The 19,716-nt window shown below is 68.4% G+C and carries 16 protein-coding genes; 6 read left to right on the top strand and 10 right to left on the bottom strand.

The window, feature by feature from the left end:
* Positions 1 to 291: 291 nt before the first annotated feature.
* Positions 292 to 1,374, bottom strand: coding sequence for an isochorismate synthase (locus AC5WS7_RS15370; RefSeq protein WP_495955125.1), 1,083 nt, complete (start codon positions 1,372 to 1,374; stop codon positions 292 to 294).
* 223 nt (positions 1,375 to 1,597) lie between these two features.
* Entirely contained in the window at positions 1,598 to 2,080 is a 483-nt protein-coding gene (locus tag AC5WS7_RS15375) for a universal stress protein (protein ID WP_495955126.1), read from the bottom strand.
* A 420-nt stretch (positions 2,081 to 2,500) separates the two neighbouring features.
* On the opposite strand from AC5WS7_RS15375, the gene AC5WS7_RS15380 reads away from it, so the two are divergent.
* Together AC5WS7_RS15380 and AC5WS7_RS15385 are read left to right on the top strand one after the other, a co-directional pair.
* On the top strand, positions 2,501 to 2,869 hold the full coding sequence (locus tag AC5WS7_RS15380) for a hypothetical protein (RefSeq protein WP_495955127.1): 369 nt from the start codon (positions 2,501 to 2,503) through the stop codon (positions 2,867 to 2,869).
* An 8-nt stretch (positions 2,870 to 2,877) separates the two neighbouring features.
* Positions 2,878 to 4,239 (top strand): ADP-ribosylglycohydrolase family protein, encoded by a 1,362-nt coding sequence (locus tag AC5WS7_RS15385; RefSeq protein WP_495955128.1) that lies wholly within the window; start codon positions 2,878 to 2,880, stop codon positions 4,237 to 4,239.
* A 319-nt stretch (positions 4,240 to 4,558) separates the two neighbouring features.
* Here the strand turns inward: AC5WS7_RS15385 and AC5WS7_RS15390 are convergent, their stop codons facing one another.
* A complete protein-coding gene (locus AC5WS7_RS15390; protein WP_495955129.1) occupies positions 4,559 to 5,080 on the bottom strand; it encodes a GNAT family N-acetyltransferase in 522 nt (173 codons plus the stop codon).
* Between the two features lie 24 nt (positions 5,081 to 5,104).
* Entirely contained in the window at positions 5,105 to 6,430 is a 1,326-nt protein-coding gene (locus AC5WS7_RS15395) for an acetyl-CoA C-acetyltransferase (RefSeq protein ID WP_495955130.1), read from the bottom strand.
* Positions 6,431 to 6,677: 247 nt separating this feature from the next.
* Here AC5WS7_RS15395 and AC5WS7_RS15400 point away from each other — a divergent pair, with 247 nt between their 5' ends.
* Entirely contained in the window at positions 6,678 to 8,033 is a 1,356-nt protein-coding gene (locus tag AC5WS7_RS15400) for a 3-oxoacyl-ACP reductase (RefSeq protein ID WP_495955131.1), read from the top strand.
* A gap of 12 nt (positions 8,034 to 8,045) precedes the next feature.
* Complete coding sequence (locus tag AC5WS7_RS15405; RefSeq protein WP_495955132.1) at positions 8,046 to 8,912, top strand: MaoC family dehydratase; 867 nt, start codon at positions 8,046 to 8,048, stop codon at positions 8,910 to 8,912.
* A 121-nt stretch (positions 8,913 to 9,033) separates the two neighbouring features.
* Here the strand turns inward: AC5WS7_RS15405 and AC5WS7_RS15410 are convergent, their stop codons facing one another.
* Positions 9,034 to 10,254, bottom strand: coding sequence for a cytochrome P450 (locus AC5WS7_RS15410; protein WP_495955133.1), 1,221 nt, complete (start codon positions 10,252 to 10,254; stop codon positions 9,034 to 9,036).
* Positions 10,255 to 10,429: 175 nt separating this feature from the next.
* On the opposite strand from AC5WS7_RS15410, the gene AC5WS7_RS15415 reads away from it, so the two are divergent.
* A complete protein-coding gene (locus AC5WS7_RS15415; protein WP_495955134.1) occupies positions 10,430 to 11,365 on the top strand; it encodes an AraC family transcriptional regulator in 936 nt (311 codons plus the stop codon).
* Between the two features lie 519 nt (positions 11,366 to 11,884).
* Here the strand turns inward: AC5WS7_RS15415 and AC5WS7_RS15420 are convergent.
* The 5 genes from AC5WS7_RS15420 to AC5WS7_RS15440 all read right to left on the bottom strand — a co-directional run bounded on the left by AC5WS7_RS15420 (position 11,885) and on the right by AC5WS7_RS15440 (position 18,561).
* Positions 11,885 to 12,484, bottom strand: a complete 600-nt coding sequence (locus tag AC5WS7_RS15420; protein ID WP_495955135.1) for a TetR/AcrR family transcriptional regulator — start codon at positions 12,482 to 12,484, stop codon at positions 11,885 to 11,887.
* Positions 12,485 to 12,633: 149 nt separating this feature from the next.
* A complete protein-coding gene (locus AC5WS7_RS15425; protein ID WP_495955136.1) occupies positions 12,634 to 13,803 on the bottom strand; it encodes a glycoside hydrolase family 3 N-terminal domain-containing protein in 1,170 nt (389 codons plus the stop codon).
* Between the two features lie 247 nt (positions 13,804 to 14,050).
* Positions 14,051 to 15,079, bottom strand: coding sequence for a phosphogluconate dehydrogenase (NAD(+)-dependent, decarboxylating) (gene gnd / locus AC5WS7_RS15430; RefSeq protein WP_495955137.1), 1,029 nt, complete (start codon positions 15,077 to 15,079; stop codon positions 14,051 to 14,053).
* Between the two features lie 293 nt (positions 15,080 to 15,372).
* Positions 15,373 to 16,455, bottom strand: coding sequence for a glycoside hydrolase family 183 protein (locus AC5WS7_RS15435; RefSeq protein WP_495955138.1), 1,083 nt, complete (start codon positions 16,453 to 16,455; stop codon positions 15,373 to 15,375).
* A 279-nt stretch (positions 16,456 to 16,734) separates the two neighbouring features.
* Positions 16,735 to 18,561, bottom strand: a complete 1,827-nt coding sequence (locus AC5WS7_RS15440) for an acyl-CoA dehydrogenase (protein WP_495955139.1) — start codon at positions 18,559 to 18,561, stop codon at positions 16,735 to 16,737.
* Between the two features lie 546 nt (positions 18,562 to 19,107).
* Between AC5WS7_RS15440 and AC5WS7_RS15445 the strand changes: the two genes are divergently transcribed.
* Positions 19,108 to 19,713 carry an alpha/beta hydrolase family protein gene (locus tag AC5WS7_RS15445; RefSeq protein WP_495955140.1) on the top strand — a complete coding sequence of 202 codons (606 nt, stop codon included), beginning with the start codon at positions 19,108 to 19,110 and terminating at the stop codon, positions 19,711 to 19,713.
* The last annotated feature ends 3 nt before the right edge of the window (positions 19,714 to 19,716 follow it).

Consider the following 19,716-nt stretch of genomic DNA (forward strand, 5'->3'; position numbering starts at 1 on the left):
CGCTGGGTGCGTCAGCTTTCGCCTCGTTTCGCTTCGGCGGGTATCGGGTGCGGTGCGCCGAAAATACTGGGGGTGGTGTTGTCGAATCTTTCGCTTCGCTGGCGACTTCCAGCGGGCCGGAGACGGTTCGCCGCTGGGCGCGGTGGGCTTCGCTTCGGTGGGGCTCTGGTGCGGTGCGCACCGAAAACCGTTGGGGGTTGGCGTTGTTGCAGCGTTCGTTTCGTGGGCGGCTTCCAGCGGGACGGACAGGCTTCGCCAATGGGTACCGGCTTGGGCGCGGGGAGAGGCCGCTCACACAGCGCAGTTCAGGCTGCCCAGGAATGTTCTGAGCTTGGCGGTGGTTTCGTCGAGTTCGGTGCGGGGGTCCGAGGCGGCGACGATTCCGCCGCCGCCGAAGGCGCGTGCGGTGCGGCCGTCGGCGGACAGTTCCGCGCAGCGGATCGCGACTACCCATTCGCCGTCGCCGCGGGCGTCGCACCAGCCGACCGCGCCGCCGTAGAAGCCGCGGTCCTCCTCGAATTCGGTGATGGTGTCCAGGGCCAGGCCGGTCGGTGTGCCGCAGACCGCGGGGGTGGGGTGCAGGGCGCGGGCCAGGTCGAGGGCGGTGGTGCCGGGCGCGCGGACCCGGCCGCTGATCGGTGTGGCCAGATGCCATACCTCGTGGGTGTTGATCAGTTCCGGGCCGTCCGGGACGGTGAGTTCGCACAGTGGGGCGAGCCGCTCGCGGATCCACTCGATGACGAACTCGTGCTCCGCGCGATTCTTCGTGCTGGCCAGCAGTTCCCGCGACCGCTCGGCATCGGCCTCGGGATCGGGATGTCGCGCGATCGTCCCGGCGAGCGGGCGCAACGTCACCGTCTCGCCGTGCCGGGCGACCAGAACCTCGGGCGTGGCGCCGACCAGCGTCGCCCCGGGCCGTCCGGCGGGACTCAGATCGACCGCGAACACATTGGCGCGCGGATGCCTGGTCAGCAGGTGTGCGGCCACCACCTCCGGATCGAGCGGCTCGTCGGCGCGCACCAGCACCGAACGCGCCGCGACCACCTTGCGCAGCGGCTGCGAAGGATCCGAGAGCTGCTCGACGAGTTTCGTCACACGCGCGATATGTTCTGCGGCACTGGGGATTTCGGTGAGCACCCGAACCTCGGGCAGCGGCGGCACCGCCGCCGGACGCCACGGCCCCGCGGTATGCCGCACCCGCTCGGGCACGCACAGCGCCGCCGGAGTGCGCGGATCGAACGGCAGCGCCCCGACGATCAGCTCGGCCGTTCCGTTCGCCAGGTCGGCCGCCGCGGATTCCGCGTCGTCGAGGCTGCGCCGAACGCCCTCGGTTCGTACGACACCGCCGGGCTGAGCGAGCAGAAATCCGTCCATAGTGCCCCGACGATAGTCCGCCCGGCACCGCGCGGAGCCCGGGCAGGGACGCACATCTCACTGTGATGCGCGGCAACCCGGATGCCGGCTCGCACCCCGGCTCGCGGTGTTCGCACCGCGTGGCCAGGAGGTATCGCGCAGCCGACGCGGTGCGGGCGCGCCGTGTGCCCGAAGCCTGCCGGCGTGGCGCTGGGCGATCGATCGCCGGGAACAGCGCGCGACCTCAGGGGCATTCGGCTTTTCGGCCCGGGGGAACCAGCAGGATCGGCCGGTGGCAGTGTTTGAGCACGGCTTCGGCGACGCTCGAGTGCAGCAGCGCCCGGATACCCGTCGCGCCGCGAGTTCCGGCGACGATGATGTCGACGTCGAGGTCGTCGGCGACGTCCACGATCGCGTTCCAGATCGTCGAGGTGCATTCGGCGGTGCGCGGTTCGGCATTGAGTCCGGCCAGTTTGGCCAGCCGCACCCCTTCGGCATTGATCTGTTTGGCGTCGATGTACGCGATGTCCTCGATCTCCTCGTCGGAGACCCATTCGGGCTGTACCACGCCGGACATTCCGGACAATCGCGCGGTTTGGCGAACCATCGGCTCCCAGGCGGTGAGGACGACCGCTTTCGGCGCGGCGAGAAACCGCCCGGCGTATTCGACGGCCCGTTTGGCATTGTCCGAGCCGTCGTAGGCGATGAGCATCAGATCGCAGGGCATGGGCGGACCTCCTGGGTTCCGGCGCCTCGACTATTCGCCGAGAGTACCCGCCGCGGCGGCCCATCACAGGGATGTCGAGCCCTCTTGCCAGCGCGAATGTGTCCCGCGGCAGCGGCGCGGTGCGGCGCATCGGTGGCCGGGCACGATATGGTCGCCGACGGCCAGCGGCTCGATTCCCCCGGCAACGCGGACGGTCGGTATGTCAGCGAGATGTGTTTTCGTTCTGCATAATTCGCTCACGGTTCACCGAAACTTGCACCGAGAACGCTACTTCGGGGTTTCACTTGAAACCCGGCGGCCGAACCCGTCGCCGGAGGGTGGACATCGGAGCCGAGGTCGGATGTGCGATCGGAACAGCTTGCAACTCCACAAGATTGGGCCGAGGCGTACAGGACGCAGTTCGGTCTGCCCCGAGTGCATGTGACCGCGCCGGGATTCGTGGTGCTACCGCTGGTCGATCAGATCGCCGCGGTGAACACGCCCGAACCGCTGGGCTCGGTGATACTGGACGAGCTGACCGTTCGCGGGGTGCCCGGCCCGGTACTGGTCCGGGAACGACCGGCGCGCCGGACGTTCCTCGCGGTGTTCGATGGGTACCCGAATCTGGAATGCACCGTCCAATTGGAGCGTCACGGCGTGGATATCGGTCCTGCTCGAAGCAATGTCATCCTGCCCACCGGATTCGGCAGGCACACCCACGAGGGGCGCTGGTGGGCTCGTCCCCCGCAGCGTGAGGAATCGCTACCGCTGCTGTCCGAGGTCGTCGAGGCGGTCATCACCATCCTGTGAATACTTCTGTGGACATCACTTCCGTGGACATCGTGGAGCCGATCGAGTCCGCCTTCTTCGGCCATCCCGAGGGCGACCCGCGCGCACTGCTGTACTACGAGTGGCTGCAACGGCGCGAATCCGGTTATGCGGTGGACGTTTTCGCCGAGGAGGTGCGCGAGCTCACGCACACCCGGCTGCCCAACGCCGCGGCGTGCTGGTTGATGCTCGAGCGCGTCGAGGCCGCGCCGCGCGATCCGGGCTGGCCGTACGACGAGGCCGCGAGCGCATTGCTGCCCGCCGCACTGCCGCGTTCGCCGGTGCATCCGACCCATCTCTACGACCGCGTGCACGGCGGTTGGCTGGGCCGGTGCGTCGGCTGCACCCTCGGTAAACCGCTGGAGAACGGTTTCGCCTGGTCACCGCAGCATATTCGGACCTATCTGGAACAGGCCGGGGCCTATCCGCTGGCCGACTACATCCCGGTGCTGAGCCCGATGCCGGAGGGGTATCGGCTCGCCCCGGGCTGGCCGGAGTCGGTACGCGGCCGGATCGACGGCTGCCCGCGCGACGACGACCTGGACTATCCGGTGCTGAGTCTGCACATGCTCGAGCAGCAGGGCATCGAGTTCACCGCCGCCGACGTGGCCGCCGAATGGCTCGGCCGGCTGCCGTTCCTGCAGACGTACACCGCCGACCGGGTGGCCTACCGCAACCTGATCGACGGCCTGGCGCCGCCCGCCACCGCGACCTACCGCAATCCGTACCGCGAGTGGGTCGGCGCGATGATCCGCGCCGACATCTACGGTTACCTCTGTCCGGGAGATCCGGGTCGCGCCGCCGAACTCGCCGCCCGGGACGCCTCGGTCTCGCATACCGGCAACGGCGCCTGGGCGGCCATCTGGGTCGCGGCCCTGACCGCCGCGGCCTTCACCGCCGGGAGCGCGCTGAAAGCGATTCACCTTGCGCAACAGACTATCCCGGAACATTCCCGGCTCGCCGTCGCACTCGCGCAGGTGGTCGCCGATCACGAGCGCGGCATCGGCTACGACCAGGCCGTCGCCACCGTGCACGCCCGCCACGGCCACTACAGCTGGGTGCACGCGATCGGCAACGCATGTCTGGTCGCGGTCGGATTACTCTGGGGCGAAGGGGATTTCACCCGAACCATCGGCCTCACCGCGCAGGCCGGCTGGGACACCGACTCCACCGCCGCGACCGCGGGTTCGGTAGCCGGAATCCTCTTGGGAGCCAATGCGATTCCCGGTCATTGGACCGACCCGCTCGCCGATCGCCTCCGCACCGCGGTCTCCGGCTACGACAACGTCCGCATCTCCGACCTCGCCCGCCGCACCTTCGATCTGGCCCGCCGCCAGGTCGCCTCGGGGTGATCGGCCGGGTACGCGCGGCCTGCCCGGCGGGGCTGACGTCCTTAGTGCAGGTCGCGCAGTGCGGCTCACCCCCGTCGGCGGCCTTCGGACCGGTCTGCCCCCGGTGCTGCCGAGTTCGGGCTTCGTCGAGTTCGCGAGGACCGCCGCCGCGCCGATCTGCTCGGGCGAGAGGGTGTTTCGGCGAGGTCATGACCTGCCGGGCGAACCGATGCCCGGCAGCCGCTCGCCGCGTGCGACCCAACTCGCCGGCGCGGGTCCGCCCGCGGCGCGCGGAGGGCCCAATGCTCCGGCGTAATGAACCGCACGGCAAGCGGTTTGGTTACGGACGACCCCAGCCGGCCGGGGTGAGGTAATAATGCCAGCTGTCGGTGTCGAGATATTCGGCGCGGGACAGGCCGACTCGTTCGGCGACGCGGTGGGAGGCGGCGTTGCTCGGCTGGATGCGGGCGATCACCGGTAGTCCGGGCAAGTAGGCGCGGGCGTACGCCACCACCGCGGCGGCGGCCTCGGCGGCGAAACCGCGGCCTCGGACCGCCGGGTCGAGGCGGTAGAAGAGGTTGAGGGCCGGACCCGCGGGCATGGTCATGGAACGGATTCCGCAGAAGCCCAGGACGGTGTCGCCGGAGTGGGCGCGCACGGTCCAGTAGCCGTAGCCGTGCTGTTGCCAGTGCCTGTCCCACTCGGCGTAAAGACGTTGTGCCGCAGCGATATCCGGCACCACCGACACCCACGGATCGGCGACGCCGCAGATGCGCAGAATTGCCCCGGCATCGGCCGGAACCGGGCGGAGCAGGGCCAACCGGGAGGTGGGCACCTGCTCGCCCGTCGAGATGTCACTCACGCCTCGGGAGTGTATCGATCCGGTTCAGCGCTCCAGGATCGCGACCACGCCCTGACCGCCGGCGGCGCAGATGGAGATCAGCGTGCGGCCGGACCCCTTCTCCGCCAACTGCTTCGCGGCCTGCGCGATGATGCGGCCGCCGGTCGCGGCGAACGGGTGACCCGCGGCGAGCGAGGATCCGTTGACGTTCAGCTTGGCGCGATCGATCGACCCCAGCGCCCCGTCCAGACCCAGGCGCTCCTTGCAGTACTGGTCGGACTCCCACGACTGCAGCGTCGCCAGCACCACCGACGCGAACGCCTCGTGGATCTCGTAGAAGTCGAAGTCCTGCAAGGTGAGTCCGTTGCGGGCCAGCAGCCGCGGCACGGCGTAGGTCGGCGCCATCAGCAGGCCGTCCGGGCCGTGGATGTAGTCCACCGCGGCGACCTCGCTGTCCACCAGATGGGCCAGCGGCTCGAGGTTGCGCGAGGCGGCCCACTCGTCGCTGGACAGCAGCACCGCGGACGCGCCGTCGGTGAGCGGGGTCGAATTGCCCGCGGTCATCGTGGCATCGCCGAGCTTGACGCCGAACACCGGCTTCAGCGTGGACAACTTCTCGATGGTCGAGCCCGGGCGCAGGTTGTCGTCGCGGGTCAGCCCGAGGAAGGGGGTGACCAGGTCGTCGAAGAAGCCGCGGTCGTAGGCGGCGGCCATATTGCGGTGCGAGAGGTAGGCCAGCTCGTCCTGCGCCTCGCGGGCGATGCCGAACTCCTTGGCGGTGATCGCGGCGTGCTCGCCCATCGACAGGCCGGTGCGCGGTTCGGCGTTGCGCGGGATCTCGATGCCGACCATGCTCGGCCGCAACCGGCCGACCAGCTTGACGTAGTCGGAGTTCTTCTTGGCGCGGTTGGCGTCGAGCATCCATTCGCGCATCGACTCGCTCACTCCGATCGGTGCGTCGGAGGTGGTGTCGGTGCCGCCGCCGACGCCGACCTCGATGCGGCCCAACGCGATTCCGTCGCCGACGGTCACGATCGACTGCAGCCCGGTGCCGCACGCCAGCTGCAGATCGTGCGCCGGGGTGTAGGGCGAGAGCTCGCTGCCCAGCACGCTCTCGCGAATCATGCCGTGCTCGCCGACACGTTTGAGCACCGCGCCGCCGACCACCAGCCCGAGCCGCTCGCCCTGCAGCCCGAACCGGCTGACCAGCCCGTTCAGCGCCGCGGTGAACATGTCCTGATTCGAGGCGTGCGCGTATTTGCCGTCGGAGCGGGCGAACGGGATGCGATTGCCGCCGAGCACGGCGACAGGGCGCGCCTGCTTGCTGCCGGTGGCCGAGGAGGCATTCGCCGAACGGGCTTTGGTTGTCACTCGAGTCTCCTTGGGGACGGTGAGCCGGCGGCGCTTGCGAGCCGGCGGGGTGGGTATGTCGGTGGGTGTCGCGTCCCGGCCTGCCGAAGTAGCGGCGCAGTCCGGTGCCTCTTCGCTATCGGTTTACATTAAACTTACTCTGGAGTAAGTTCATTGTCGATACGTACCCCAAGATGGATGCGACACGTCCGGACAGCCGGGCCGATACGACGATGAGTCCCCTACGACACAAGAAAAGGTAGGAACAGTGGCAGCCAGCAAAAGCAAGGGCGCTCCCAACCTCTACGGATCGTTCGTCAACTCGGCACCCGGCTCGTTCCTGGCCGGCAAGCTGGGGTTGCCCAAGCCGGAGAAACTGCGCCGCTACCGGAAGGGCGAGCCCGCGCTGCCGGGCCCGGTCCTGCTCGGCGGTAAGGGGCGGGTAGCCGACGCGGTGCGGAACCTGTTGTCGGACTACACCTTCGCCGAGGAATCCACACAGGGTGGGAAGTTCGGCGCCCTGGTCTTCGATGCCACCGGCCTCGGTTCGATCGAGGAACTGGCCCAGCTGTACGCGTTCTATCAGCCGGTCATGCGCTCGATCGCGCCCAGTGGCCGGATCCTGGTGATCGGCACCACCCCCGAGCTCGCCGCGAGCGTCGAGGAGCAGATCGCCCAGCGTGCGCTCGAGGGCTTCACCCGCAGCGTCGGCAAGGAACTGCTGCGCGGGGCCACCTCCAACCTGGTCTACCTGCACCCCGAGGCGTCCGCGAACGCGACCGGCCTGGAATCCACGCTGCGTTTCGTGCTGTCGGGTAAGTCGGCCTTCGTCGACGGCCAGGTGTTCCGCGTCGGCAAGGACGATTCCACCGCGCCCGCCGACTGGGACAAGCCGCTGGCGGGCAAGGTCGCCGTGGTCACCGGCGCCGCGCGCGGTATCGGCGCGACCATCGCCGAGGTGTTCGCCCGGGACGGCGCGACCGTGATCGCCGCGGATATCCCCGCCGCCGGTGACGCGCTGTCCGAGACCGCCAACAAGGTGGGCGGCACCGCGCTCGCGGTGGACGTCACCGCCGCCGACGCCGCGGACAAGATCGCCGAATTCGCCCAGCGTTTCGGCGGTGTGGACATCATCGTGCACAACGCGGGCATCACCCGCGACAAGCTGCTCGCCAATATGGACGACGCCCGCTGGAACGCCGTGCTCAACGTGAATCTCGCCGCGCCGCACCGCATCACCGAGGCGCTCGTCGCCAAGGGCGCGCTGAAGGAGGGCGGCCGCGTGGTCGACGTGTCCTCCATCGCCGGTATCGCGGGCAACCGCGGCCAGACCAACTACGGCGCGTCCAAGGCCGGCGTGATCGGCATGGTGAACGCCGAGGCCCCGAAGCTGGCGGAGAAGGGCATCACCATCAACGCCGTCGCGCCCGGCTTCATCGAGACCGCGATGACCGCCGCCATCCCGCTCGGCACCCGCGAGGCCGGCCGGCTGCTCAGCTCGCTGTCCCAGGGCGGGCAGACGGTCGACGTCGCCGAGACCATCGCCTATTTCGCCAGCCCGGCCTCGAACGCGGTGAACGGCAACGTCGTTCGCGTGTGCGGCCAGGGCCTGATCGGTGCCTGAGCGGAGCGCGCGATGACCCGGACCATCAAACTGAACGAGCCGCCCAAGACCGGCAGCCTGTACCTCAAGGCCGCCCTGGGAGCCGTTCCGCTGCCGCTGGTGTCTGCGCGCAAGTCGGAGATTCCCGACCGCGCGGTGGAATTGAACGGCCTGCGCGTCGACATCGACAACCTGGCCGCGTACTGCCACGCGACCGGGCTGCGTTTCGGCGACGCACTGCCGGTGACCTACCCGTTCGTGCTGGCCTTCCCGACGGTGATGCAGTTGCTGACCGCCCGGGATTTCCCGTTCACGGCGGTCGGTTCGGTGCACATGGAGAACGTGATCGAGCGGCGGCGCGAGATCTCGGCCAGTGAGCCGCTGGATATCCATACCCATGTGGAGAATCTGCGCGAACACCCGAAAGGCCTCGTGGTCGACGCGATCACGGAGATCAACGTCGGTCGGGAACTGGTGTGGCGGCAGACCTCCTCGTTCCTGCACCAGCAGAAGACCTCGCTGTCCGGCGGCCCGCGCCCGGAGCCGAAACCGGAAGAGGTTCCCCCACCGCCGCTGCGCACCGTGGCGGTGGACCAGTCCACCATCCACCGCTACGCCGCGGCCTCGGGTGACCGCAACCCGATCCACATGTCCTCGCTGAGCGCCAAGGCGTTCGGCTTCCCGCGCTCGATCGCGCACGGAATGTGGTCCGCCGCAGCCATTCTCGGCGTCATCGAGGGCCGGATCCCCGCCGCGGCAACGTATTCGGTCCGCTTCGGCAAACCGATCCTGCTTCCGTCGACGATCAACGCCTACGCCGACCAGACATCCGCGGGCTGGGACTTGTCCCTGAAACACCCCACGAAGGGATATCCCTACCTCACCGCAACCCTGAACTGATCCGGTTCCGCCGGACAGCCCGAGCCGCACGCTCTTTCCGCAATCCGTCGAATCGCATGGGGGATTCGATGGTCACGGAAAGGCGTGCGGCTCTTCCCGTTTCGAAGTGTCCCGATGGGTGTCAGCCGGGGTGCCAGCTCGCGAACGGCCGGGCCGGATCGAAGGTGACCGGGAGGGTGGCCAGGGCGCGGTGGAAAGGCCCTGGGCGCCAGGCCAATTCGTCTGGCTCGACCGACAGTTCGATCTCGGGCAGCGCGTCGAGAAGCTGGTCCACGCCGTCCTGGGCGGTCAGGTAGGCGGCCCGGCGAGCGGGGCAGGCGTGCGGCCCCGCGCCCCAGGCCAGGTGCGAGCGGTTGCCGGTGTGGTCGCCGCCGCCGATGGCCGGGTCGTTGTTGCACGCCGCGATGCTGATGATCACGGGCTGATGGGCGGGCAGCCACACCTCGTCGAGCAACACCGGCTGCCGCGGATAGGTCATGCAGAAATTCGCGATCGGCGGGTCCAGGAACAGCACCTCGTCCAGGGCGTCGCGGGTGGACAGGCTGCCGCCGAGCAGGCTGCCCGCGAAGCGGTCGTTGGTCAGGATCAGCAGCAGCGTATTGGCGATGAGGTTGTGCACCGGCTCGACACCCGCGGCGTAGAGCGTGACGAGTTGCTCGATGACCTCCTGATCGTCGAACCCGGCCGGATGGTGCACCAATCGGGTGGTCACATCGTCGCCGGGCCGCGCGCGTTTACCGGCGACGAGTTCGCTCAGCGCGTCGGTGAGCATCATGTTCCCGGCCGCGGCATCGGCCCCCTCGAAGAGGGTGATCACACCGGTGCTGACCCGCTGCCCGATCTCGGCCGAACAGCCGAGCATCGCGTTGACGACCTGAAAGGCAAGCGGCCGTGCGTAATCGGCGATCAGGTCGGCCGAGCCGGTCTCGCAGAACCGCGCGATCAGCGGCACCGCGATCCGTTCGACAACGGCGTGCAGCCCGTGCAGGTCGACCGCCGAGAGGGCCGCGACGTTGGCCTCCCGATAGCGCCGATGCTCCTCACCCGAATTGCGTATCGCGTTCGGCCGCCAGGCCAGCATCGGTTTCACCGGGCACTCGTCCGGGACGTCCTGCTCCCACGACCGCGGGTCGACCGGGAAATGCGCGGGATCGTGCAGCACCCGCACGGCCGTGCGGTAGTCGATGACCAGGGTCGCTGGAACTCCCGGCGACAACTCGACCGGAACCAGCGATCCGTAGCGTTCGCGCATGTCCCGGTAGCACTCGTGCGGCATGGCGGCGAATTCCGGGCTGTACAGAGCGATGCGATCACTGTCGGCATAGGTGGGCGGATGGATCATTCGGTCCTCCCCGGCGCATCACGGGCCTGAAAGTTCGTCACAGCCAGGACAGATGGCTTCCCACGGTGTGATCGGTGCCATAATTCGACTTCAGGTTATGAGAGTGTCCGCGCCCGTTCGACCGGGTGCGCGCATGGAATGCACGCACACGCGCAAGCCGCTGGAGAGTTGTCCCGTGAGAGATCGCGAGCCGTATCGCGTCGAGGAGGTCGACACCGCCGCGGTCTCGGCCGGTGAGTCCGCGGATTTCTGGGCCGAGCACATCTGCCGGAATCAGGGCACGCTCCAGTTCCGGTTCGCCGATGCCCCGACGTTCCACGGCACCACCAGGGCCCAGCACTACGCGGGCTACCAGCTGATCGGCTTCCGGTCCGATGGCATCACCTACGCCCGCACGCCGGCGGATGTTCGCCGGGATGACGACGCGAGCCTGCGGGTGGTCGTTCCGACCAGCGGCGCTATGCGGTTCCGGCAGGACGACCACGCAGTTCAGGTGGCACCGGGACAGTGCGCGGTGGTCACCAAGGCGCGACCGTTCGACTTCGCGCAGGCGCAGCGCGCACAAGGGTGGGTGATGAACATACCCGCCGGTTCGCTCCCGCTCGCGGCCGGTGCCGGACCCGCGGTGCTCGATTTGAGGCAGGGGGTGGGGGCGGTCGCCTTCGGCATGATCAGCGAACTCAGCGAGCAGCGCGCGGTCGTCGATGGGGTCGGCTTCGCCACGACGTACGACATGGCGATCGAACTGCTGAAACTGTGCCTGCGGTCCGGCAGGGAGTCGTCCACCACGCTGGACGCGGTGGACGCCGCCGTCCGTGACTACGTCCGCCGGAACGCCACGAACCCCGAACTCACACCGGCGGCCATCGCGCACCACCTCGGCTGGTCCATGCGACAGGTCCAACTCGCACTGCAGCACACCGGTACGACACCGAGCCGATTGATCCGCACCGAGCGGTTGGGTCACGCCCGTCGCCTGCTTCGGGAGAACTCCCCCGACCGCACCGTGGCGCAGATCGCCCACGCCAGCGGTTTTCGCTCGCTCAGTGCCTTCGGCGCCGCGTTCAAGGCGCAGTTCGGGTTGACGCCGCAGCAAGCGCGCGACCACTGAAGCCACCCCGGCCGGTCGACAGTCTTCCGGCCCGCCCGGGCCATCGGCCGCGCCCGCAACGCCCCGGCCTCACCGTCGTCGGCGTGGTCACGAATCTTGGCGGCCCCCAACAACAATGACGCCGTCGCGGCCAACCGAACGCCCGGACCGGCCGCGTCGGCGACCGTGGCCTTACGCATCCCGCGCAACGGGCACGGCCCCGCCGCCGCACGCGCGGCTCACTCCGGCCGCTGCGCCTCGGTCAGAATGCTCAGCACGATCGCATCGGTTGGTTGCGGCGCACGCCATCCGGCTGTGCCCGTCCCGCAGGCCGAGACCCAGCCCGCACATCTGCGTAACGAATTCCCCTGCGCCGATACCGATTTCGCCTCCCCGTGCGCACAGGGCCGCAAGAGTCCGAACAAGCCCGCCCCCTCGATCCAACCGCCGCCGAAGCGCCGCGGTTGTGCTGCTACAAATTCGGAGACGGCCTGTCAGGCTTCGTCCCGCGTCGCAGCCGTGACCACCGGCCGCTGAACGCTATTCGGACTTCTTCCTACCCGCCAGACCGCGCCAGGCCAGGTCGTCGAGCAGGTTGACGGCCTCGGCGACTGCTACTTCCCCGCTGGCGATGCGGTCGGCGATGGCCTCGCCCGCGCCGATCACCGCCACCGAGACGATGTCGAAATTCGTTCCCGGCTCGGCGTATTTGGCGCTGGATTCCAGGAGTTTGGCGGTCAGTTCGATGACGCGCTCGCGGCTGTTGGCGATCTCCGAGGCGAAGGGTTGCTGTCCCAGTGCCTGGCGGTAGAGCACCTGCCAGGACAGGCGGTGGTTGTCCACGTAGGACAGGAATGCCTCGAGGCCCGCGCGGAGCTGTTCGTGCGGGGTCAGCTGAGGGTTGCCCGCGACGGCGACGGCCTCGATGAAACGCATGCTCTCGCGAGCGATACAGGCGCGGAACAGCTCGTCCTTGGACCCGTAGTACAAATAGAGCATCGGCTTGGATATCTTGGCTTCGGCGGCGATGGCATCCATGGACGTGTCGTGATAACCCTTGCGGGAGAACACCTCGACGGCGGCGTCCAGCATCTGCTGTTCACGAACCGCCCGGGGGAGCCGTTTCGTACCGCCCGCCATTCACACTCCTAGGCCATGATGAAAGCCCTATCTTACTCCTAGGTAAGTTCTGCGAACCGTCCATTGCCGGAAAGTCGCCCGCGCCGCCGCCGGAGCGCGCAGCTCACGGGCTCGCCGACCGGAACGCTGTCGCATTCGGGCCATCGTGATCAGCAGTGCGGCGTGATCCCCTTGAACTTGGCCATCCGCAGCACCGAGGCGTCCACCTGGGCCATCGGCAGGCGACCCGAGTTCACCTCCTGCTCGAGCTTGTCGAGCACCTGGGGAACGGCCGTGCTGGTCGTCCACAGCGCGTTGTCGGCACCGGCCTCGAGCGCCGCGGCGACCGCCTCCTCGATACTCATCCGGGCGCTGATCGCGGCCATTCCGCCGAGGTCGTCGGTGAAGATCGGGCCGTCGAACGGCGCGGCGCCGTAGCCGGTGCCGTGCCGCAGCAGGGCCATCGCCTGCGGGCTGATACTGGCCGGAACGTTCGGCGTGGTGAGCCCGGGAACGTCCAGGTGGCCGACCATGACCGCCGCCCCGGAACCGATCAGATTGCGGAACGGCACCAGATCGTTGTTCTGCAACTGGGCCAGCGGCGGCGTGTGCACCGCGCCGGTGTGCGAATCGCCCGAACCGTGGCCGTGCCCGGGGAAATGCTTCATGACCGCGCCCAGGCCCGCGTCGTGCATGGCCCGGATGAACGCCCCCGCGAAATCGGTCACGACGTTCGGGTCGTCGGAGAACGAACGATCGCCGATGACCGAATCGGCCGCTTGGTCGCTGACGTCGGCGTCCGGTGCGAGATCCGCGGTGATGCCCAGATCCCTCATCGCCTTCCCGCGGGCCAGGCTCTGGTTGTAGAACGCGTCCGAGGTCATCGTCTGCGCGACGGTCCGGGCCGGGGGAACCGCGCCGATCAGGTTCTTCAGCCGCGAGACCCGGCCGCCCTCCTCATCGATGGTGACCAGCAGCGGCACCTTCGCCGCCGCCTTGACCTGATCGATCTGATGATCGGCGAGCAGCGCCTGATCGGTCCAGCTGCCGATGAAGATCCCGCCGACCTGATCGGTGCGCACCACGTTCGTCGCGTCCGCGGTCCCGGTCACCCCGACGGTCAGCAACTGCGCGAGCTTCTGGCGCGTGCTGAACTGCGCGAGATAGTTCGCATTGCAGTCCTGCTGGCTCTTGGTCGTCGTCGTGGCGGGTGTGGTCCCGCGGGCAGCGGTGGGGGAAGGCGACGGCGACGGTGACGGCGACGAAGTCGGGGATCCGCTCGAACACGCGGTCAAACCGACGGCCATCACAGCGAGCACGATCCCGCGAACGTTGCGCATGGAGTTCGACGGTAGCCGGTTCGCCGCATCCGACCAAGACGGGCACGGCGCATGTCGCGAACATGCCGTCCGTGGCGTTCCCGCAGGAAGAAGGGCAGCAGCCGGTCGGCAACAGCACCGGAGGCCGGACATCGGTATTCGGCCGCCCGACCCCCGGGCGCGGATGCGTTCCGGATATCCGCCAACGCCCAGGCGAAAGCACTGCCCCGCACCGAACGACGGTGCGGGGCAGCGGGTTTCGATGAGATTACTTCGCCGGAAGCTCGTTGTGGCCGCCGAAGCCCTTGCGCATCGCCGAGAGCACCTTGTCCGCGTACAGCGCCTCGCCGCGAGAGGAGAACCGGGCGAACAGGGCCGCGGACAGCACAGGTGCCGGAACGCCCTCGTCGATGGCCGCGGAGATGGTCCAGCGGCCCTCGCCGGAATCGGACACCCGGCCGCCGAAGGAGGACAGCTCGGGATCCTGCAGCAGCTGCTGCGCGGTCAGGTCCAGCAGCCAGGACGCGACGACCGAACCGCGCCGCCACAGCTCGGTGACCTCCGGGACGTCGATGTCGTACCGGTAGTACTCCGGGTTGTCCATCGGAGTCTCCTCCGCGGAGTGCGTGGCCTCGAGCTGCGCGCCGATGTTCGCCTTGTGCAGAATGTTCATTCCCTCCGCGTACGCGGCCATGGCGCCGTATTCGATGCCGTTGTGCACCATCTTCACGAAGTGACCCGCGCCGGCGGGTCCGCAGTGCAGGTAGCCCTGTTCGGAGCGCGAGGGCTCACCGGTGCGTCCGGGGGTGCGCGGGGCGGCGTCCACGCCGGGCGCGATCGAACGCAGCAGCGGTTCGATGTGCGCGACCTGTTCGGCCTCGCCGCCGATCATCAGGCAGTAGCCGCGCTCGAGGCCCCACACGCCACCCGAGGTGCCGATGTCCAGATAGTGGATGCCCTTCGGTGCCAGCGCCTGCGACCGCTTGATGTCCTCGTGGTACCGGCTGTTACCGCCGTCGATGATGATGTCGCCCGGATCCAGCAGTTCGGCGACCTCATCGATGACCGCGCCGGTCGCACCCGCCGGGATCATCACCCACACGACGCGCGGACTCTCGAGCTGCTCGACGAAGGACTTGTAATCCGTGGCGCCGGTGAACTTGTCGCCCAACTCGTCGACGAATTCCTTGATCTGACTCTCGCGACGGGCGTAGCCGACCGCGGTGTGCCCGTCCTTGACGATCCGGCGCACGATATTCGCGCCCATCCGGCCGAGGCCGATCATTCCCAGCTGCATACATTCTCCTCGAGTCGTCTCCGAGCTCCGGCGGGTCCGAGCTCTCTCACGGCGGCGCACTCGGCGAACCCGTCACTTCCACGCCGCAGCCTTCTCGATTGTCCACTCTGTCAGGTCCGGAAAATTTCTGAGGTCCGTACCGGGGCGGTGTAACACTCCCGCGTGGGGCGCGATACACAGATCGGCTCCGTGCAGTTGCCAGACCCCCGACCCGGCAACCGCACGGAGCTCTCTGTATTTTTGGTCTCCGCTTCGCTCCGACGGAAAACCCGCCGGAGCGAAGCGGAGGCAGACTATAACTGCGAGCGCATCAGGACGACGTTGTACTGGCTGTGGATGCCCAGGGCGAAGTACAGGGCGTCGCCGGTTTGGTACGGGTAGAGCATGGGGGCGTAGGCGGTCGACAGGTTGCGTACGTCGACCAGTGTGCGGGGCGGGCCCCACGGACCCTCCGGGTTCGGCGCGGTCCGCATCACCACCGAGTTGAACGGGTCGGTGGTGAGCATGACGAACTGGTGCAGGTATTCGTTCCACATCACCGACAGTTCGCCGACGCCGCCGACGATCGGTTTGGCCGCCATCGGGTCCTTCGGCTTCCAGGTCTTGCCGTCCCAGAACTCGTAGGCGTCGTTGTTGGCGATATCGCCTTCCCGGACCCGGGAGATGAACCCCGGGTTGTTGCGGCCGGAGGGCGTGCCGTACTCGTACAGATAGCCGTTGGCCTTCAGGAAGGCGTTCTGCTGGAAGTTGACCCACGGGCCGTCCGCCGCGCGGCGGGTCGTGGGCAGCTGAGCCCAGGTCTGCCCGTCGTCACCGGAGGCGGCCAGGGTGGAGAAGTTGGTGTGCCACTTCCCGTCCGCGCCCCAGTCGTGCACCGACATCATCCGCATGAACTGCACGCCGTTGACCGAGATGCCCGCGGTCGGGATGAAGCTGATCTCGATACCGGGGATCTTCGGGCTGGGCAGCGGGTTGTCGACGAAGCTCGTGTAGTGGATGCCGTGCGACGGGCCGGCTCCGGCGGGGCTGCGGTACAGCACGTTGGACCGCCAGGCCCACACGCTTCCGGCCAGCAGATTCGGCACGCCGAATCCGGCGGTGTCGCCGTAGGCGCTGATCATGTGCCCGCGCCCGTCGTCCCACATGATGCCCAGATCGGTGCCGAGCACGTTCTGCTGGTCGGTGTGGTTCGGGCTGGCCATTCCCGTCAGCTGGAAGATCGCCTTCGCCGGGCCGGGTAGGTTGGGCAGGCCGGTGCTGCCGTTCAGGACCGGGAAGGGATTGATGTTGTTGGGGTCGGCTCCGGCCGGAGCAGCCCCGACCGCGATTATCGCGACCGCCGCACACGTTCCCGCTAATGCGGACAGTCGTTTCATAAGTCTGTTCCCTTCCATCAGTCGCGCCGAGGGTATTGTGCCGGGTTTGCGCCGCGGATGTGCGACTTGCGCCACGCAACATCGATCACATCGCCCGGCGTCGACCGTTACGTGATCGTTATGTTCCGGTCTCCGGTCCGCCACGGACCGTATCGTCGCCGCATCGCAACGACCGATAGCGGACGATGCTTCGGATGTGATCGAGGCGGAATATAGCAAACGCCCCGCGATCGGAGCCGAGTCCGATCGCGGGGCGTTGCGGCTGTTCGGGACGCGAGATCAGAAGGCTGCTTCGTCCAGCTCCATGATGTCGTTGTCCAGGTTGGACAGGACCGCGCGGGTCGCGGTCAGCTCGGGCAGCACGTTCCGGGCGAAGAACTGCGCGGTCGCGATCTTGCCCCGGTAGAAGGCCTCGTCCGAACCGTTGTCCAGCGCCTGGATGGCGATCTCGGCCTGCGCGAGCAACTGCCAGCCGACCAGCAGGTCGCCGACGGCGAGCAGGAAGCGGACCGAACCCAGCCCGACCTTGTACAGCTCGGTGGCGTCCTCCTGAGCGCCCATCAGATGTCCGGTCAGGGTCGCGGCCATGGCCTGCACATCCTCGAGCGCGGTCGCCAGCAGCTTGCGCTCGGCCTTGAGCCGCCCGTTGCCGCCCTCGCGCTCCAGGAACTTGCTGACCTGGCCGGCCACGTGCGCCAGCGCCACACCGCGGTCGCGAGCGATCTTGCGGAAGAAGAAGTCCTGCGCCTGGATCGCGGTGGTGCCCTCGTACAACGAGTCGATCTTCGCGTCGCGGATGTACTGCTCGATCGGGTAGTCCTGCAGGAAGCCCGAACCGCCGAAGGTCTGCAGCGAATCGGTCAGGTACTGGTAGGCCCGCTCGGAGCCCACACCCTTGACGATCGGCAGCAGCAGGTCGTTGACCCGGGCGGCCAGATCGGCGTCCGCGCCGGAGACCAGCTCGGCGATATCGGCGTTCTGGTGCGCGGCGGTATAGAGGTAGACCGCGCGCAGGCCCTCGGCGTACGCCTTCTGCATCATCAGCGAGCGGCGCACGTCGGGGTGGTGCGTGATGGTGACGCGCGGGGCGGCCTTGTCGGTCATCTGGGTCAGGTCCGCGCCCTGCACGCGGGTCTTGGCGTACTCCAGCGCGTTCAGGTAACCGGTCGACAGCGTGGCGATCGCCTTGGTGCCCACCATCATTCGCGCGTTCTCGATGACGTCGAACATCTGCGCGATGCCGTTGTGCACCTCGCCGACGAGCCAGCCCTTGGCCGGAATGCCGTGGCCGCCGAAGGTGACCTCACAGGTGGCCGAGACCTTCAGGCCCATCTTGTGCTCGACCCCGGTGACGAAGACGCCGTTGCGCTCGCCCAGCTCACCGGTCTCGTGGTCGAAGTGGAACTTCGGCACGAAGAACAGCGACAGGCCCTTGGTGCCCGGGCCCGCGCCCTCGGGACGCGCCAGCACCAGGTGCACGGTGTTCTCGAACAGGTCGTCGGCATCACCGGAGGTGATGAAGCGCTTGACGCCCTCGATGTGCCAGGAGCCGTCCTCCTGCTTGATCGCCTTGGTCCGGCCCGCGCCCACGTCGGAACCGGCGTCGGGCTCGGTGAGCACCATGGTGGCGCCCCAGTCGCGGTCGACCGCGATCTTGGCCCACTTCTTCTGCTCTTCGGTGCCGTTGTTCCAGAAGATCGCGTTGAAGCCGGGGCCTGCGGCGTACATGTACGCGGCGGGCTGTGCGCCGAGGATCAGCTCGCTGATCGCCCAGTGCACGGTGCGCGGCACGGCGAGGCCGCCGAGTTCCTCGGGCAGGCCGAGCTTCTCCCAGCCGCCCTCCTGCATCGCGCGGAAGGACTTCTTGAACGATTCGGGGATCGAGACGCTGTGCGTCTCGGGGTCGAAGACCGGCGGGTTGCGGTCGGCATCGGCGAACGATTCACCCAGCGGGCCCTCGGCCAGCCGGCGTACCTCGCGCAGCATCTCCTTGACGGTGTCGGTGTCCAGGTCGCCGTACGCGCCGCTGTCGAGAATCGAACCGAGGCCGAGCACCTCGAAGAGGTTGAACTCCAGGTCGCGGACGTTGCTCTTGTAGTGACCCATCTGTCTACTCACTCTCCATCGAGTTTGGTGCGGTCGGACGTTGCCCGTTCCCGCCCGCGGTCTCCGCCGGGTGGCCGCCGGACTTCACCGTCGACTACTCGCGGGTAACTTACAGCGTATATTACCCGCGGGTAATCCGCCGTCAAACAGCTGACCGGGCAGTGTGATGCGATGAACAACCGCTGCTGAGGTCGGGTGCGGCCGATATCGGCAGCGGCGCGGTGGTCGCGGTGGGCGGCAAGGCGCTCCCGGCGGTCGCGAATCGTCTCGCGCTGCGCGGGGAGGGCCGGGTGGCCTGCGGCGATGGCCGGGTTCGCCGGCATGTGCCGCGGGGCGCACCGGGGACGGGCGGCGGAACCGCGGCACGGTTGTGTCGCGGCGGTCCGCGCGTCGTGCGCGGACGTGGTTCGCAGCCGACCGCGTTGCGGGCCGGGTGCGGGCGCCGCCGGCCCAGCGGGTTGAACAGCGCGAAAGGCGATTACTGTCCATGGTGGGGACAGCCGGTGCAGGCGGCCGACAGCGGTCGAGGTGAGAGAGGCGGCGGTCGTGCGGATCGAGACCAGTGCGGGACCCGCGGAGGTCGAACTCGACAAGCCGCGGGCGGCGAAATTCCTGCTGCTGTTGACGCACGGGTCCGGCGGCGGGGTGGATGCGAAGGATCTGCTCGCCGTGCGGGATCTCGCGGTGGAGCTGGGCGGGGCGGTCGCCCGGGTGGTGCAGCCCTACCGGGCGGCGGGGCGGCGGGCTCCGGGATCGGTGACGACGCAGGATGCGGCCTGGACGGAAATCGTTGCGGCACTTCGCAAGAAGGTGCGGTCGGTGCCGTTGATCCAGGGCGGGCGCAGCAACGGCGCCCGGGTGGTGTGCCGGACCGCCGTCGATGTGGGTGCGAAAGGCATTGTGGCCCTGTCTTTTCCGCTGCATCCGCCGGGTAAGCCGGAGAAGACGCGGCGCGAGGAGTTGCTGGCCGCATCGCGGGCGGTCGACGTCGTGGTGGTCAACGGTGCGCGCGACCCGTTCGGAATACCGGATCCGGCCGATGCCGCCGAGGTGACAGTCGTTCCGGGACAACCGCATTCGTTCCGCAGCGGATTCGACGTCATCGTCGGCGCGGTGGAACCGTGGCTGCGCCGGTGGGCCGGCCCGGACTGAGCG

It is taken from the genome of Nocardia sp. PLKS1-43 (assembly GCF_059510335.1).

Excerpts from the sequence above, each read along its gene's own strand:
- AC5WS7_RS15370 (WP_495955125.1), bottom strand. The coding sequence starts at position 1,374 with ATGGACGGATTTCTGCTCGCTCAGCCCGGCGGTGTCGTACGAACCGAG.
- AC5WS7_RS15375 (WP_495955126.1), bottom strand. The coding sequence starts at position 2,080 with ATGCCCTGCGATCTGATGCTCATCGCCTACGACGGCTCGGACAATGCC.
- AC5WS7_RS15405 (WP_495955132.1), top strand. The coding sequence starts at position 8,046 with ATGACCCGGACCATCAAACTGAACGAGCCGCCCAAGACCGGCAGCCTG.
- AC5WS7_RS15410 (WP_495955133.1), bottom strand. The coding sequence starts at position 10,254 with ATGATCCATCCGCCCACCTATGCCGACAGTGATCGCATCGCTCTGTAC.
- AC5WS7_RS15420 (WP_495955135.1), bottom strand. The coding sequence starts at position 12,484 with ATGGCGGGCGGTACGAAACGGCTCCCCCGGGCGGTTCGTGAACAGCAG.
- AC5WS7_RS15425 (WP_495955136.1), bottom strand. The coding sequence starts at position 13,803 with ATGCGCAACGTTCGCGGGATCGTGCTCGCTGTGATGGCCGTCGGTTTG.
- gnd (WP_495955137.1), bottom strand. The coding sequence starts at position 15,079 with ATGCAGCTGGGAATGATCGGCCTCGGCCGGATGGGCGCGAATATCGTG.
- AC5WS7_RS15435 (WP_495955138.1), bottom strand. The coding sequence starts at position 16,455 with ATGAAACGACTGTCCGCATTAGCGGGAACGTGTGCGGCGGTCGCGATA.
- AC5WS7_RS15440 (WP_495955139.1), bottom strand. The coding sequence starts at position 18,561 with ATGGGTCACTACAAGAGCAACGTCCGCGACCTGGAGTTCAACCTCTTC.